This is a genomic window from Helicobacter sp. 11-8110 (assembly GCF_003288905.1).
Taxonomy (GTDB): Bacteria; Campylobacterota; Campylobacteria; order Campylobacterales; family Helicobacteraceae; genus Helicobacter_D; species Helicobacter_D colisuis.
This window is the reverse complement of record NZ_NHYL01000004.1, coordinates 14,585-30,992: the sequence shown is the minus strand read 5'-3', so window position 1 is coordinate 30,992 and position 16,408 is coordinate 14,585. Positions and strand designations below refer to the sequence as shown.

Below are 16,408 nucleotides of genomic sequence, written 5' to 3'. Positions count from 1 at the left end.
TAAAATTTTCTACTTTTGGACTCTTAGATAAATTCTTAGAATTTAAATTATTATTTTTTCGTGTTTAATTAAAATCTTGATTATATTATGGATTTGGGTTTATTTTTTCGAGATTTTGGTTGCATTTACTCGAAGTAATGAATGATAGAAGCTAAAATAAAGCTTGATTTAAATTGGCAGCATATAAAACTATGTGTATTTAAAAAAGCTGCAAATGTCTACATCTAATGCTTTTGATATTTTGTATAGATGCTCTAAATTAAAATGTTTTCCGTAACGACAACTTTCGCAATTTGAATAGAAAGCGATAGATTTAATGCCTATTTCAAGTGCTAAATCTAGCTGTGAAATTCCTTTTTTCTGTCGCACATTTCTCACAATCTTAGAGATGTTTTGATAAAAATTTAGAATTTCTTCTTCTGTTGTATTACCAAAATGATTATTCATTGTGATTTATCCCATAGGATTAATTTATACTTAAAATTTACAATGTTATAATCCTAAATTCTATATCCTATAGGATAAATTATGAAAAGGTTGAAAAAATGAAAAAATATTTATCGTAGCACTATTTGCTCTGTTTGCTAATTTTTGCTTTGCGGCTGATGATGAACTTACTAATGATATTACAAAGAAGGCAATAGATATAGGTTTTGGAGCGATTAGTGGGTTTTTATCGGGAAAAAGTGGAGATGAAATCGCAGAAGAGGCTAAAGAAAAAACAATTAAAGCTACCAAAGAAACAGCTAATAAAAAGCTTGATGAGGCAACAAAGTAGTAATCACTCCCATTAGATTGGGAGTGATTATTTGTGGTTATTGATTGTATTTAGCAGGGAGTTTCATCCATTGTTTCGTTGCTCGTTTAGCGACTTCTAAGGTTGCATCCATTCCTCCTGCTAATGAAAAAAGCCAAAATTTATGTGCATAAAGCCAATCAATCTGTTTGACTTGTTTTTCAATGAGTGTTTTTACAGGACGCACAGCTATTTTTGCAAATTCTAATTCTTGATGCACGATATAAGATTGCACAGCATCAGAAAAAACTTTAATAAAAATATCTTCCTGAAAGAAAAGCTTAATATCGTCAATTTCTTCAAGAATCTTATCCATTTTTTTGAAATTGATTTTTTCTAATTTGTTTTCTTTGTTTAAGTGCTCTAGCTCTTCTGTCATTTTGACAACTTTTAGAAAAGTTTTTTCTACCATCTTTTTCTTTTTATAACCATAATCCAAAAAATCTTTTACTTTAGATTGAATATGTTTTTGGTTTGCTTTAATTTGCTCTTTGCTAGGAGGGGTGAGTTTGATTGCCTTCTTTTTTGTTTTAGAAAGTGATTGTAGGGCTTCTAGGAATGGAATCTCTTTTGTCCCAGCAATTCTTGCACCCCCTTCTGTTGAATTGATTACTTCCATTTCATAGGGCGTTTCAGCAATGTCTTTTTCAAAGAAATTTAAAAACATTTTCCACACTGAAGTGGTTTCTACAACTCCATCTCCACCATAAGCAGGCACCATAAGCTTCTCTGTTATATTTTCTTTTTGCTTGTATTGAGATTCTGTTTCTCCAAAAATCGCATCTTTGGAGTGGGTTTTTCCATCTTTAGAAAATGCAAGATCTTGACCAATAAAAATACATCGCTTAAAGCGTGAATGCGCAATAATTTCATATGCCATATTAGCAGCACTCATTCCAATCCCAGCATAACCATAATCTTGTAAATCAAAGAAACGAGTATAACCAAATGGGCGCATACTAAAAGACTTGATGCCTTGTGTAATCGCGTTAGTTGTGGCTTTATGCACAATGCTTGTAAGGGCAAAAATAACGCCTTTTTGCGCTTCTTTTGGTGTTTTGATGAAAAAATCTGCAGTGGGTTCTACGCGCTCTAGTGTTGCAACAATATCGGGTTTTATTCCATGTTTGGTAAGAATTGGGAAAGATGCATCAACAGAGATAATTGTAATATAGGGTGCATATTCTTTTAATAGTGGAATTTGCTTGTGTAAAGAAGGTCCCGTGGAGACAATCACGGCTGTGTCTGTTGTTTTTGCATTAGAAATTAATTCTTTAAAACTTGGAGTGGTGATAAGCTCTGGAAGGTTTAAAAGATGATGTTCTAGACCGATTAAAGCATCTGTTGAATCATTGCCAACTGCAATAACATGATGCTCCAAACTTCTTGTTAGAATTGCATTTAAATCAAGGCATTCCTCTGTGTATTTACCATAATAATTGTTATAAATATGAAGATTGTAGATTCTAGAATAAATCCATTGACCTTCTTTAACAAGGTATTGATCAAGTTGTCCAAAACTAATTGTTTTAGTCCAAAAAATTAAAATTTTTTCTTCTAGAATTTCTTGTTCGAAATCTACAAAATTTAGCGCAATATAAATGAGTTCTAATTCAGGTTCAAAAATAAAGAGTTTTTTTAGATCGGGATTGCTAGAAAGGTATTTATAAAAAATTCCATTTCCCATTCCAAAAAAATAAAAAAAAGGATAAAGCCTATAAGGTTCAAATTCTTTAATTTTTTGAGTGATTTCTGCTAAGGGTTCTTTGGAGAAAAGTGCCACTTTGTTTTCTTTGTCGTAAATATTAATATTTAGCGGATCGTTTCCGATATACACTTCATATTTTTTATTTGGTTCTAGAATTTTAAGTTGTGCAGCTAAAAGTGGATTTTTTTGATAGAGCGCCTTGAGATTTTTCTCAAGTCTTGGGTTAAGAGCATCTGACATAGGATTCCTTGAAGTGTGGATTTAAAAAGTCTAAAGCCAAAAAGGCTAAAGAACTTATTGTAAAAGTTTAAGAATATTTTGCTGAACTTGGTTGGCTTGTGCCATTGCAAAACTTCCTGATTGTGCAAGAATGTTGGTTTTAGAGAAGTTTGCAGATTCTTCAGCAAAGTCTGTATCGCGGATTTGTGATTCAGCGGATTTTACATTCACTTGCGTTACAGTAATGTTATTGATAGTTGAGACAAGTTGTTGTTGCACAGAACCAAGGTCAGCACGGATTTTGTCCAAATGTTCTTGTGCGGATTGTGCCATATCCATAACCGCCATAGCACCTTCTAAACTTGTTACTCCAGCCCCAATTCCATTAGCATTAACAACAGCAACAGCTGCATTGGCATTAGCCCCGATAGCAGAAGCAACATTGGCATCAAATTCACCATTAACACTTCTTAGATTCACGGTGTATTGTGCGATTCCTGATCCATTTTGTATGTTGGTCGCACCAGAGTGTAAGCCAACTTGAGAGAAATTTGTTCCAGATACCAAAATATCTCTTGCATTAAGGCGAATAAGAGTCAAGCGTCCTACAATAGCGTGTGTTGCGCCTGAAACTCCAGCAAAAGAACCACCTTGGAGTGGCGTTGTCCCATCAGTTCCAGCTCCATTAAGAACAGCAGCACCGCTTGTTACTTGGACAGAAATCGCTCGTCCATCTGTGCTTGTAAGTTGTAATGCTCCTGAAATACTTAAAGAAGCTTGCACTCCTGTTCTTTCTTTTTGGGCATTAATAGCATTAATAAGTCTTCCATCATAATCATTTTTTTGGACATCATTCACATCTCCAATGGCAATACCATTAATGACTAATCCCCTAATGGTTCCTGAAGCAATCGCTCCAGCCCCTTGCCCCATTACATTATAAGTTGCCCTCACTCCTAAAGTATCGGAGTTTTTGTTGATGGCTTCTGCTAACGCACCAATTCCTGTTCCTGCTGAAGTGGAGATTTTTACTGATTCAATAGCGTAGTTATTGGTTCCATCTGTATTTAAAAATTTTAAAGTTACTTCATTAAGATTGCTTGATCCTGCACTTACGGACATCTCAGCCCCTGTTTCGTAGCGAACATGTCCTATTTTATGAGAGTTAGTTGGTTGGATAGAAGCCTTAACGGTGGTATTGGAATAAGCACCAATTTGGAATTCTTTATTAGTAAAGGACCCTGAAAGCATTTGCTGACCATTAAAGCTTGTTGTATTAGCGATATTATCAAGCTCTTCCATAAGTCTTAAAATATCACTTTGTAACGCGTTTCTTGTTGTGGTAGTTTGACCATCTTGTGCGGCTTGAGTAGCTTTTGTTTTGATTGTGTCTAAGATTTTGATTTGTTCATCCATTGCTTTATCGGCTGTTTGAATAATACCAATAGCATCATTAGCGTTTCTTGTAGCTTGACCCAATGCGGCAGCTTGAGAGCGGAGACTATCGGCAATCGCCATTCCTGAAGCATCATCGGCGGCTTTATTGATTCTTAAACCAGAGCTTAATTTTTCTAGTGATTCTGACATGTTTCTGTTATTTACAAGACCAGAAGTGTGTGCGTTTAGCGCATTAACATTTGTGTATATCCTATAACTCATTATGCATCCTTTGCGAAAAATAAATTCGCAAAATCTAAAGCAATATATGTTCCACTTTTTAATATGGCAAAAAATAATCAGCTAAGTAAAGTTTTGATACAATCTTGCCGATTATAAGGGAAATTAATTTTGCAATGAAAGAAATTTATGGAAATTCAAACACAAGAGATTCTAAATAGGCTTAAAGAAGCAAAAACAAAAGAAAATATTAATGAATGTATGTTGCTAATCCGTGCTTTTGGGCAGGAGTGGCAGAAGCAATTAGAAGATTCTTATAGAGAAGAGATTATTGCTTTATTAAAAGAAAAGATTCTAGAAATTATTGTTTCTAAGGGGGATATTTTAGATAAGTCTATTTTATGGGCTTATGGGCTTTTTGAAGGTAGAAAATCATCTAAAAAAGATGAGAGATTTATGAAGTATTTTGATTTTTGCTCCCCTTATGTGGAAGATAGCAATGCTTCTTATTATGAAAGACTATTGTTTATTGAGTTTGCAAGTGCCGCTTTGCTGCTTAGTGGGGACAAAGAAGGAGCGGTGAAGTTTTTTTTCTCCAAAGTGATTTATTTGAGTTTGAGAGAAAACTATATGGTAGAGTTAGACCCTTTTACAAGGGAGTTTTTGTGTTATTATGAGATTCCAGTGGAATGGATTTTGGAGATTCAAAGAGAGGCTTTGAAATGGGATAATTTCTCTAAGCTTGATGATTTTACTAAAAAGACAATATTTTTGTGGAATATGCATTGTTTTTGGAATGTGAGGCATTATTTTAATCATCTAAAATGGAGGGAGAATTTTCCTGTTTGGCTTGATTGCTTAAAAGGATTGTTAGAACAAGGCAATCTTGATATGGCAATGTATGTGAGTTTTTATATTTATCATAAGTTTGGAAATTCTGCGCAAACTCAAGAGGATTGGCAAGAATATAATGATAAGGTAGTAAAACTTGTAGAGCCTTATTATGTGGAATATGGCAAGAATCTCTCTAAGTGCAAGGCAAGTATAGGTGGCAAATCGGGAGAAAAGATTAAGATTGCTCTTATTAAAGATAGGATTGTTGAAAATTCACCTTATAAGGTAGAATATTCGCTTTGCAAGGCTTTAATGCAAAATGAAGAGTTTGCTAAGCAGTATGAATTGGTTGTATATAGTATGAACTATATCCAAAAAAGTGAGGATGGAATCGAGGCTATGCAGAGCTTTGTGCAGGCTGGAGTGCCTGTGGTATGTCCAGCTTATCAGCTAATAAGGCAATATAGTTATTATTACTCACATTTGCAAAAGGCATTATCAATAAGACAATCTCTTCTAAGTGAAGGGGTAGATATTATTATCATTACAGGCACCATTGATTGTGCAGATTTTTTGTTTGCGACAAGAAGTGCTCCTAAGCAGATTTATTGGAGTCATGGGAATGGTCGGTATGATATTGTGGGGATTGATGAGAGAATAAGTCATGCTATACCGCCAACAACGCCTTATGATTTTAAAAGTTTTTTAGTGCCGATGGATATTGAAAGATTTTATAATCCACCAAGAGATCCAAAGCTCATAGAAGCAGAGAAGGCAAAATATCCTATCACAAAAGACACGGTGGTTTTGGGTGTGATAGGCAGACTTGTCAAAGTGGATAGCGATGAGTATTTAGAGTGCATTGCAGAGGTTATGAAAAAACACTCCAATACGATTTTTATCGCTGCTGGAAGTGGAAATATGCCGGTAATTAGAGATAAAGTTGAAAAGCTTGGAATTTCGGATCGATTTTTTATGCCTGGATTTGTGGATCCACATATTTATGGGCATATTATTGATATTTTTTGTGATACTTTTCCTATGGGACAAGGGGAGAGTTTAAGTGAATTTATGGCAAAAGGGAAAGTTGCCGTAAGCTATCGTAATGATAAAATAAAGATTGATAATATTGAATTAAAAGAATTGAAATATAGTGAGTTGTTTTTGGTTTATTTTGAGAATATTGAAGAGTTTCATGAAGATGTTTTGGGATATAAGGATTTTATTGAAGCGGATAATATGCTTTTTATTATCAATAAATACTCTGCTAAAATTGATAGGGATATATTGAAAAAGTCAAAATATTTTGACTTGCAAGATGATGAGATGAGAAGAATTGCAGATTATTCTTGTAAGGTTATCGAAAATGAAAATGACAGAGTTATTTTGCGGACAAATGTTAATTGGGTTAGGACAAAAATAGGATATTGGTTTATATATAATGCTGATAATTTAAGGGAATATCAAGAGGAGTATGTGCCTAAAATGAAGAGATTTATAAGCAGTAGTGGGGAATTTCCTGGTCAATATATGGCAGGATATGGCATTAAAGAATATGGTGAACATTTAGAGAGAATTATTGCGGATTCTAAACTACGATTTGAAATGATGGAATTATTGATAGTTTCTGGCAAGATTATTAAGAAAATAGAGGATAAGCGTAGTTTTAATTCTTTTATAAAAATACTAAAGGATTTATAAAATGCAGTTGGATTTTATTAATATTCCGCCCCATTATAATTATATAGCACTATTTTTAACACTTAGTTGTAATCTATCATGTTCTTATTGCATTAATCTCAATGAAAGAGGATCTTCTCGGAATTCTGTGAGTAAAAAGCAAATTAAACCAAGTGAATGGGTAGATTTTATTAATCGGATTTGTCTTTTAGATGAAAGGGGAAATCCTAGAGAGGATATCCCATTGACTTTGCAAGGTGGAGAACCCACCATGTATAAAGGTTTTTATGAGGTTGTTAATGGAGTTGATTCGAGATTTAAATTAGATTTGCTGACTAATTTTATGTTTGATGTTGATGAATTTATTCAAAGAGTTCCTGTTGAAAAATTTACTAGGGATGCTAAGTATGCTGCGATTCGTGTGAGTTATCATCCCGGTCAAAATAAGATTGATGATTTGATAATCAAGCATCATAAGATGCGGGATGCGGGATTTTATGTAGGAATTTATTCGGTTGTAACACCGCAAAACATGGAACATATCAATGAAATAAAGGAAAAATGCAAAAAAGAAGGCATTGATTTTAGAGTTAAAGAGTATTTGGGATTTGATGGTAAAAGATGGCATGGAACTTATAAATATCAAGATGCTATTTCGCAAAAAATAGAAAAATATTGTGAATGTAAGACAACAGAATTAATAGTAGGACCAAATGGAAAAATATATCGATGTCATTCGGATCTATACGAAAATAGAACTCCTATTGGAAATATTTTAGATTCAGATTTTAAAATCAAGGATATTTATCGACCTTGCTATGTTTATGGACATTGTAATCCCTGTGATATAAAGGTTAAAACCAATCGATTTCAAGAGTTTGGTCATACATCTGTGGATATGAAGAATATTAGAGATTTGACATCCGATGAGAGAGCGGCATTAAATGGAGGTTATTTTGGAATATGAGTGATATTTTTAGAATCGATTCTCATAAGTTAATTTTTCATCCTACAAGGGTATCGCAATGGCTTGAATCTTATGGTAATTGGGAAAAAGAAAAAGAGATTTATCCTATTTATGTTGAAATTTCTCCTTATGGTGCATGCAATCATCGTTGCACATTTTGTGGAGTTGATTATATGGGATATAAAAATATTAAAATTGATTTGGAAATTTATAAGCAAATAATTCGTGAGATGGCTGAGCTTGGGGTTAAAAGTGTAATGTTTGCAGGAGAAGGGGAGCCAATGTTACATAGAGATCTTGATTTAATGATAGAGGCAACAAAAAAAGCTGGAATTGATGTAGCTATTACTACTAATTTTGTTCCTATTAAACTAGATAAAATGCCTAAGATTCTAAAGAATACAACTTGGATTAAAGCTAGCATTAATGCAGGAAATGCAAAAGTTTATTCTCAAATTCATAGAACAAGGGAAAATGATTTTTACAGGGTTCTTAAAAATTTAGAAGAATCAATAAAAATACGGCAAAAGATAGAAAGCTCTTGTACTATTGGAGTGCAAATGTTGCTTTTGCCTCAAAATTACCAAACCGCTATAGAGTTTGCAATTACATTAAGGGATATTGGAGTTGATTATTTAGTAATTAAGCCGTATTCTCAGCATCTTTTTAGTCGAACTAGAGAATATGAAGGTTTAGATTATAGTCAATATTTGTTTTTAGAAAAAAGCCTAAATGAATTAAGCAGTGAAGAGTTTTCTATTATTTTTAGGTCAGACACAATGAAAAAGTTAACTGGAAATAGAAATTTTTATGAAAAATGTTATTCTACTCCATATTTTTGGGGATATATAAGTGCTAATGGAGAGGTTTATGGTTGCAGTTGTTATTTGGGCGATGATCGTTTTTCATATGGAAATATTAATCAGAAGAGTTTTAAGCAAATTTGGCAAAGCATAAAGAGGCAGGAAAATATTCGATTTATACAAAATGATTTAGATATCAAAAAGTGTAGAGTAAATTGCAGAATGGATTCCATTAATCGATATTTATGGGAATTAAAACATTCAAATTCCCATGTAAATTTTATCTAGGATTTATCTAATGAAAAAATTTCTTTTAGATTCCCATAAGTTACATTACCATTTTGAGAGGGTGGCAGAATTTCAGAAAAATGGAGATTGTTATCCTATATATATGGAAGTTTCTCCTGTTGGATTATGCAATCATCGATGTATTTTTTGTGCCTATGATTATATTGATTATCCTAATAGACATTTGGATAAAGACAGATTTTTGAGTTTTTTGGATGAAGTTGCTTCGCTTGGTCTGAAAAGTATTTTGTATGCTGGGGAAGGAGAGCCATTAATTCATAAAAATATTGCAGATTTTGTTAAAAAGACAAAAGAAGTGGGAATTGATTGTGGTATGTTTAGCAATGGAGAACTTTTGAGTGAAAGATTAGCTGAACAATTATTGCCCTACCTTACATTTTTGCGATTTAGTTTTAATGGTGGGGATGCACAAACTTATGCTAAAGTTCATAAACCCTCTAGGAATGTAGGATCTAATATAGGTTCGGGGGGGGGGGGCATATCAATTAATGAGTAAGGTATTGCACAATATAGAATATGCTGTTAATTTTAAAAATAAAAACCAATTAAATGTGGATTTGGGTTCGCAATTTGTGCTTTTGCCCGAAAATAAAGATACATTATTATCGGCTATTTCCCATTTAAAAAATGCTGGAGTAGATTTTATTTCCGTTAAACCTTTTGTTTTTCAAAATGAGCAACAAAAATATAGTGAGAGGCAGGGTTTTATTTCTTTTGATGAAATTAAAGATTTGGCTAAAGAAGCTAAAAGCTATGAAGATGATAATTTTAAGGTTATTTTTAGAGAAAATGCTTTTTTAAATAAACAAAATGGGAGAAGCTATTCTCATTGCTATGGATGTAATTTTATAACAACTTTAAATTCTGCTGGAGATTTAGCTACTTGCCTTCCGTATTGGAATAAAGAAGAATTTGTGTATGGTAATATTTACCAAGATTCCTTTTATGAAATTTGGAATGGAGAGAAACGAAAAAAAATTAAATCTTTTTTAGAGCGAGACTTGAATTGTCAAAAGTGTCCAACAAATTGCCGTCCAAATGCAATTAATGAATTTTTAAATGATATTTTGCATAGACAAGTAAGCCATGTAAATTTTATTTAATTAAAAGGAGAAAATATGAAGGAAACTAAAGGGAAATTTTTTAATAATTGTGTTAAGGAATATGATGAAGGTAGAGTCGCAAAAATGGGTTATATGAGCTCTTATGCTTACTTTCATCAACCTATACGCTTAGCTTTAACATCAGCTCGTTATAAATTTGTTTCAAAGATGTTTGCTGGAATGGGTAAGGTTTTAGAATTGGGTTGTGCTGATGCATTTTATTCAGCTATTGTAGCAGAAAACGTCAAGACATTGGTGGCAACAGATTATGACCCTGTTTTTATTGATCAGGCTAAAGAGCTTGGAAGACCAGAAAACATAGAATTAAAAGTTTTGGATTTGGCTAAAGAACCTTGTAAAAATGAATTTGATGGTATCTATGCGCTTGATGTATTTGAACATATTGATCCAAAAGATGAAGATGTTTTTATGCGCAATATTATTCGCGCATTGAAAGATCCTTCTGAGGGTGGGGGTGTGTTAATTTTGGGAATACCTAGTTTGGAGAGTCAAGTGTATGCAAGTGAGGGGAGCAAGGCGGAACATGTAAATTGCAAAAGTGGGGAGGATTTTAAGCAATTTTGTAAAAAATATTTTCATCAAGTGTTTGTTTTTAGTATGAATGATGAGGTTGTGCATACTGGATTTTATCCTATGGCTCATTATTTGTTTGCCGTATGTGTTGGACAAAAATATTGAAAGGTTGAATAGATGACACAAACAGCAAAAGAGATTCGTAAAACAATTTTGCAAATTGCTAATCGTGCAAAAAGCCCACACATTGGTTCGGCTTTAGGATGTGTAGATATTTTAAGTGCCTTATATTTTAAAGTTTTGAACTTGCAAAATTATGAAACTAGAGATATTTTTATACTTTCAAAGGCACATGCCGCAATGGCATTGTATGCGACTTTATACCATAGAGGCTTAATGAATAAACAAATGCTTTTGGGATATTACCAAAATGGAGGAACATTGCCAGCACACACAGATAGGAATTCTCATGCTTATATTGAGATTTCTGCAGGAAGTTTAGGGCATGGGTTACCCATTGGCATTGGCATGGCAATGGCTTTTAAAAAGAGTAAGGAAGACAGGAAGCGTAATGTTTATATTTTAATGGGTGATGGTGAGATTCAAGAAGGAAGTATTTGGGAAGCAGCAATGCTTGGAGCAAAGTTGAAGTTAGATAATATTGTGGTATTTATAGATAGAAATGATCTGCAAGGCTATGGCAGGGCTAGTGAGCTTGTAGAGTTTGAACCATTAGAGGATAAATGGAAAGCATTTGGTTGGGATTGCATACGGGTGGATGGACATTGTGAGGAAAAGATTGTTGAGGTAGTTACAAATAAAAGAAATCGACCGCTTTGTGTGATTTGTGATACCATAAAGGGTAAGGGAGTGGAATTTATGGAGGATAAGTTAGAATGGCATTATTATTTGGTAACAGATGAGATTTATTCTAAAGCATTAGAGGTTTTAAAATGAGAAATGCAGTAGCAAATTGTATCATTGAAGTAGCCAAAAAAGATTCGAATGTATTTTTGATTAGCGGAGATGCTGGGCTTGGTGTTTGGGATACATTTAAAGAGGAGTATAAAGAGCAATATATCAATCCTGGAATTAATGAAGCATTATGTGTTAGTATGGCAGCTGGTTTGGCTTTGTGCGGAAGAAAGGTTGTGTATTATAATATTGCTCCATTTGTAATGATGCGTCCTTATGAGCAAGTAAGAAATGACATCTGCTATCAAGAGTTGCCTGTTATTTTGGTGGGAACTGGAAGTGGCTTTACCTATATGCCAAGTGGTATGACTCATTATGCATTAGAAGATATAGGTTTAGCCTTGAGTTTGCCAAATTTAAATATTTTTTCACCTTGTGATCCTTTAGAGGTAAAGGCTTGTTTTCAGTATGCTTATCACTCCAAGAAGCCAAGTTACATTAGAATCCCTAAAGCAGGCGAACCTAATTTGCATAAAAGGGAGATTCAAGATGTTTCACAATTGCAATTTTTATTGAAAAACAAGAGTGAGATTTTGCTTTTATCTCATAGTTCAATCGTTCAAGAAGTGCTTAAAGCAGGTGAAATTCTTGGATGTGATGTTGCAAGTAAGCCTTTTATTAATTCAATGGACTTTAATTTGGAATCTTATAAAACTATTTTTGTTATTGAAGAGCATTTTAGTTATGGTGGCTTAGGGACATTTTTAAGATCTCATACAAATGCAAATATAGAAATTTTAGGTGTGCCAAATCAATATGTGCATTTAATAGGGAATTGTGATTATGGACGCACTTTTTTTGGAATTGATTGTAAGGGAATCGTTGAATCTGTGCGAAAGAAAATGGAGTTATAATGGGTGTTTTACGAAATATTTTTACAAAATTGCATCAAAAGACCAAAAGGGATTATTTTACAAGGATGGCAGATTCTAAAGTAGAGTGTATGGATATTGCTAAGAAATATGAAAAGGATTTTTGGGATGGAGATAGGCGATATGGGTATGGTGGATATAAATATGATGGAAGATGGGAAGCGGTTGCTAGAGATTTGATAGAAATTTATCAATTAAATAATAAAAGCAAAATTTTAGATGTAGGTTGCGGAAAAGCATTTTTATTGTATGAGATTAAAAAGATTTTACCCAATATACAGGTAGTTGGCTTTGATATTTCAGAGTATGCAATAAAAAACGCTAAGGAGGAAGTTGCAGAAAATTTATTTGTTTATGATGCACGAAGTCCTTTTCCATTTGGGGATGAAGAATTTGACTTAGTAATCTCACTTGGAACATTGCATAATTTAGCATTGTTTGATTTGAAAACAGCTTTTAGTGAGATTGAGCGTGTAGGAAAGCAAAAATATATTATGGTGGAATCTTATAGAAATAATCAAGAACTTTTCAATCTTCAATGCTGGGCACTTACTTGTGAGAGTTTTCTAAACCCTAGTGAGTGGATATGGATAGCAAGGGAGTTTGGATATAAAGGTGATTATGAATTTATTTATTTTGAATAGGAATGGTTATGGGATTGTTATATACGAAATATAAAATGTTTCATTATAAAGACAAGCTTGATTCTTTGCCTAGAGATAAAGCGATAATGCCGCCAATACATATAAGGATTAAACCTACAAATGTGTGTAATCATGATTGTTGGTATTGTGCCTATAAAGTTTCGCATTTGCAACTTGGAAAAGATATGGTAGAGCGGGATTTTATACCAGAACAAAAAATGCTTGAAATTATTGATGATTGCGAGTTGATGGGTGTTAAAGCTATTACATTTAGTGGGGGTGGAGAACCATTGATTTATAAATATATGCCACAAACTTTGAGGCATTTAATTGAAACAAATATTGCTTTTGCAACATTGACAAATGGAGCTAAATTAGATGGAGAGGTGGCAGAACTTTTTGCGAAATATGGCACTTGGGTGCGCGTGAGTATGGATGGCTATGATAATGAAAGTTATCAAAAATTTCGTGGTGTAGGGAAAAAGGAATTTGATAAAATTATTTCTAATATGGAGAAATTTAAAAAAATTGGCGGACAATGTTATCTTGGAGTGAGTTATATTGTGGGGCAGGATAATTGGCACAAGATTTATGAAATTTCAAAGATACTTAGTGAGATAGGGGTAGATAGCCTTAAAATATCTCCAGCAATTGTTAGTAATGAAGGGGAAAAAACTAATATCTATCATCAAGCTTTTTATAAACAGGCAAAAGAAGAGATAAAAAAAGCACAAAATGATTTTGGAAAAATATTAGAGATTTATGATTCTTATCATTATCAGCTTAATAGTTTTGAAAAAGATTACTCTTGGTGCCCTTACTCTCAAATGCTTATGGTTATTGGTGCAGATTTAAATGTGTATCCTTGTCAAGATAAGGCTTATAATCTTGATGAAGCATTGCTTGGAAGTATTAAAGATATATCTTTTAGAGAGTGGTGGTATCAAAATAAAGAGTCTTTTTTCAAGGTTAATCCATCTTGCGTTTGTAATCATCATTGTGTAGCACACGAAAAAAATAAAATGATTTTAGAATACTTGAATGCCGATGAGAAGCATTTGGGGTTTGTGTAGGGAGGTAAATAATGAATCTGCTTTTAGAATTTTATAATAAAATTGGTGGTGTTTTGGATCCTAAAATGAAAAATGATGTTGATTCGCATCTATTTCGTAGGGCTAGATTATATGATATGCTTGGGATACCAAGTAGATTTTTTAATGGGGCTAATGTGCTAGATATTGGCAGTGGTAGTGGTTATAATGCATTGGCATTTTTGTTATTTGGAGCAAAAGTCCATATGGTAGAGCCAAATCAGCAAGCACAAAAGAAAGCCGTAGAATTGTTTGCTAGTTTTAATATCCAACAAGATCAATTTGCTATTTATTCGGATGTTGAAGACATAAAAAATGAGAACAAATATGATTTGATTTGTGCAGAGGCTGTATTGCATGTTCTAGAGATTCCATTGAGAAATTTAATTATGGATAAAATTAAAGCTTTATCTAAAAAAGACACATTGGTGGTGATTGGAACAATGTGCGAGTTTTCCTATTTTTATGAAGATATTCGGAGATATCTGGGAAAAATTTTAATTGCCAATGAAGATGATTTTAACCAGCAGGTGATTATATTGTCAGATGCTTTTGGGGCGCATTTGAAAGAATTAAGGTATGCTGTACGTCCGATTGAGGATTGGGTAACTGATAATATTTTGAATCCCGCAAATAATCTAGAGCGTTTGGATATTTTAGATATAATCAAAAGATTTGATGGGTACGAAATGAGGCATATTTCTCCTCAGTTAGTACCAAATTTAAGCTGGTATAAAGATATAGATTATTGTCATACGAATGCTATAAAAGAAGAATTTTACTTGACTAGACACTTATTATTGGATAATAGATTTAAATATAGTATTCGCAGTAAAAGCAAGAATCAAAAATTAGCAAAGCAGTTGTTAGAGTTTCAAGATTTGATGAAGCAAGATTGTAGAGTTAAAGAAGTCAGTGGGGGGGGGCATTATAGAGTGTTAAAAGAGATTTTAAATGATCATAAAGATTTGGGGAATGATTTTGTGAATGCATTGTCTGAAGTGATTAATATATTGCAAAAAAATATCATTAATCCGCGGAGTGTTAGCACTATGAAAGATTTTAGAAAGGCTTGGGGTAGAGGCTTGTATTATGCTTGTTTAAGGAAAATGAGAGATGAATGAGTTTGTGAAATTTTATAAAGAGTATGGGGGTGTGTTAGATCCAAAAGATATTGGAGATATTAGAGAACATATGTATAGGCGTAAGAGACTTTATGAAATGTTGGGAATCCCAAGCTTTGCATTTCATGGAATTGATTTGTTAGATATAGGTGGAGGGAGTGGCTATAATACTTTAGCTTTTTTGCTTTTGGGGGCAAAAGTAGATTTAGTGGAACCAAATGAGGTAGCTGTACATAGTGCTTTGAAATTGTTTGAAAAATACCAAATACCCAAGTCACAATATACTATATATAATGAAATTTTAGAAAGTTTTAAAGGCGAAAACACTTATAAGGTAATTATAGCTGAAGGGTTTTTGCATAGTTTGTATGCAGAAAATCGTCAAGAGGTTATTGAATGTATTAAGAAATATGCAAATATTGGGACTTATATTGTTGTTACGACAATGTGCGAGTTTTCTTATTTTTATGAAGATTTGCGAAGAATTTTGGGTTTAATTTTGATTTCCAAGATAGAGGATAGAAAACAGAAAATAGAAATACTTTCTCGTGCATTTGGGAGTCATTTAAATAATCTGAAATATGCTGTGCGTCCAGTTGAAGATTGGGTAGTGGATACTATTTTGAATCCAGGTGGAGATGTGAAGCTATTTAGCATTGAAGAGTGTGTAAAGTATTTTGGAGAGGGATATGAAGTGGTGGGAATGTCTCCCAATTTAATTCCTAATCAAAGTTGGTATAAGGACATGCAATATTCTTATTCTAAGGAAATATTGAGAGAATTTTCATTTAAAAAACATTTGCTTATTGATAGAAATTTTAAAGATTTCGAAAGAAAACATGTAAAAAATCAAGAATTATATAAAGAATTGATTTGTTTTAGGGAATATATTGGTAAATTTAGAAGAGAGCCTAATGAGCTTTTTATTATAAGAATTATAGAGATACTTCAGAGGATTTTAGATAAGAATAAAGATTTAGGGGAAGTATTTATGGGCTGTGTGCAAGAAAGTATTGTATTATTGCGGAATTTTCAAAGTATAAAATGGCAGAATGTGGCTAGTGCAAAAAAAATAAGCAAAGCTTGGGGAAGGGGCTTACAATATATTAGTTTTGTAAAAAATAAGGAGTGA

General features: G+C 33.0%; 15 protein-coding genes. 12 read left to right on the top strand and 3 right to left on the bottom strand.

The annotated features are described in order from the left end of the window. Window positions 1–189: 189 nt before the first annotated feature. The 3 genes from CCY98_RS04905 to CCY98_RS04890 form a co-directional block, all read right to left on the bottom strand. The gene (locus CCY98_RS04905) at window positions 190–447 is read right to left on the bottom strand and encodes a helix-turn-helix transcriptional regulator (protein ID WP_112057474.1); all 258 of its coding nucleotides are present in this window, start codon (window positions 445–447) and stop codon (window positions 190–192) included. 368 nt (window positions 448–815) lie between these two features. After that, complete coding sequence (locus CCY98_RS04895; protein WP_112057473.1) at window positions 816–2,744, bottom strand: motility associated factor glycosyltransferase family protein; 1,929 nt, start codon at window positions 2,742–2,744, stop codon at window positions 816–818. Window positions 2,745–2,798: 54 nt separating this feature from the next. After that, on the bottom strand, window positions 2,799–4,382 hold the full coding sequence (locus CCY98_RS04890) for a flagellin B (protein ID WP_112057472.1): 1,584 nt from the start codon (window positions 4,380–4,382) through the stop codon (window positions 2,799–2,801). Window positions 4,383–4,529: 147 nt separating this feature from the next. Here CCY98_RS04890 and CCY98_RS04885 point away from each other — a divergent pair, with 147 nt between their 5' ends. The 12 genes from CCY98_RS04885 to CCY98_RS04830 are packed head-to-tail and all read left to right on the top strand — an operon-like array spanning window position 4,530 to window position 16,408. Further along, window positions 4,530–6,875 (top strand): hypothetical protein, encoded by a 2,346-nt coding sequence (locus CCY98_RS04885; RefSeq protein ID WP_258438923.1) that lies wholly within the window; start codon window positions 4,530–4,532, stop codon window positions 6,873–6,875. Window position 6,876: 1 nt separating this feature from the next. After that, entirely contained in the window at window positions 6,877–7,821 is a 945-nt protein-coding gene (locus tag CCY98_RS04880; RefSeq protein ID WP_258438921.1) for a radical SAM protein, read from the top strand. Continuing rightward, window positions 7,818–8,912 (top strand): radical SAM protein, encoded by a 1,095-nt coding sequence (locus CCY98_RS04875; protein WP_112057471.1) that lies wholly within the window; start codon window positions 7,818–7,820, stop codon window positions 8,910–8,912. The genes CCY98_RS04880 and CCY98_RS04875 overlap by 4 nt, the downstream gene beginning before the upstream one ends. A 10-nt stretch (window positions 8,913–8,922) precedes the next feature. Continuing rightward, the gene (locus CCY98_RS04870; RefSeq protein ID WP_112057470.1) at window positions 8,923–9,429 is read left to right on the top strand and encodes a radical SAM protein; all 507 of its coding nucleotides are present in this window, start codon (window positions 8,923–8,925) and stop codon (window positions 9,427–9,429) included. Beyond that, on the top strand, window positions 9,422–10,036 hold the full coding sequence (locus CCY98_RS04865; RefSeq protein ID WP_112057469.1) for an SPASM domain-containing protein: 615 nt from the start codon (window positions 9,422–9,424) through the stop codon (window positions 10,034–10,036). The genes CCY98_RS04870 and CCY98_RS04865 overlap by 8 nt, the downstream gene beginning before the upstream one ends. A gap of 15 nt (window positions 10,037–10,051) precedes the next feature. Beyond that, window positions 10,052–10,735, top strand: a complete 684-nt coding sequence (locus CCY98_RS04860) for a class I SAM-dependent methyltransferase (protein ID WP_112057468.1) — start codon at window positions 10,052–10,054, stop codon at window positions 10,733–10,735. Window positions 10,736–10,747: 12 nt separating this feature from the next. Beyond that, on the top strand, window positions 10,748–11,527 hold the full coding sequence (locus CCY98_RS04855) for a transketolase (RefSeq protein WP_112057467.1): 780 nt from the start codon (window positions 10,748–10,750) through the stop codon (window positions 11,525–11,527). Further along, window positions 11,524–12,399, top strand: coding sequence for a transketolase (locus tag CCY98_RS04850; RefSeq protein ID WP_112057466.1), 876 nt, complete (start codon window positions 11,524–11,526; stop codon window positions 12,397–12,399). The genes CCY98_RS04855 and CCY98_RS04850 overlap by 4 nt, the downstream gene beginning before the upstream one ends. Continuing rightward, window positions 12,399–13,061 (top strand): class I SAM-dependent methyltransferase, encoded by a 663-nt coding sequence (locus tag CCY98_RS04845; RefSeq protein ID WP_112057465.1) that lies wholly within the window; start codon window positions 12,399–12,401, stop codon window positions 13,059–13,061. Before CCY98_RS04850 ends, CCY98_RS04845 begins: the two co-directional genes overlap by 1 nt. Before the next feature lie 8 nt (window positions 13,062–13,069). After that, on the top strand, window positions 13,070–14,134 hold the full coding sequence (locus CCY98_RS04840) for a radical SAM protein (RefSeq protein WP_112057464.1): 1,065 nt from the start codon (window positions 13,070–13,072) through the stop codon (window positions 14,132–14,134). A gap of 11 nt (window positions 14,135–14,145) precedes the next feature. Next, window positions 14,146–15,276, top strand: coding sequence for a methyltransferase domain-containing protein (locus CCY98_RS04835; protein WP_112057463.1), 1,131 nt, complete (start codon window positions 14,146–14,148; stop codon window positions 15,274–15,276). Continuing rightward, window positions 15,269–16,408: a class I SAM-dependent methyltransferase gene (locus CCY98_RS04830; protein ID WP_112057462.1), complete on the top strand. Its 1,140-nt coding sequence runs from the start codon at window positions 15,269–15,271 to the stop codon at window positions 16,406–16,408. The genes CCY98_RS04835 and CCY98_RS04830 overlap by 8 nt, the downstream gene beginning before the upstream one ends.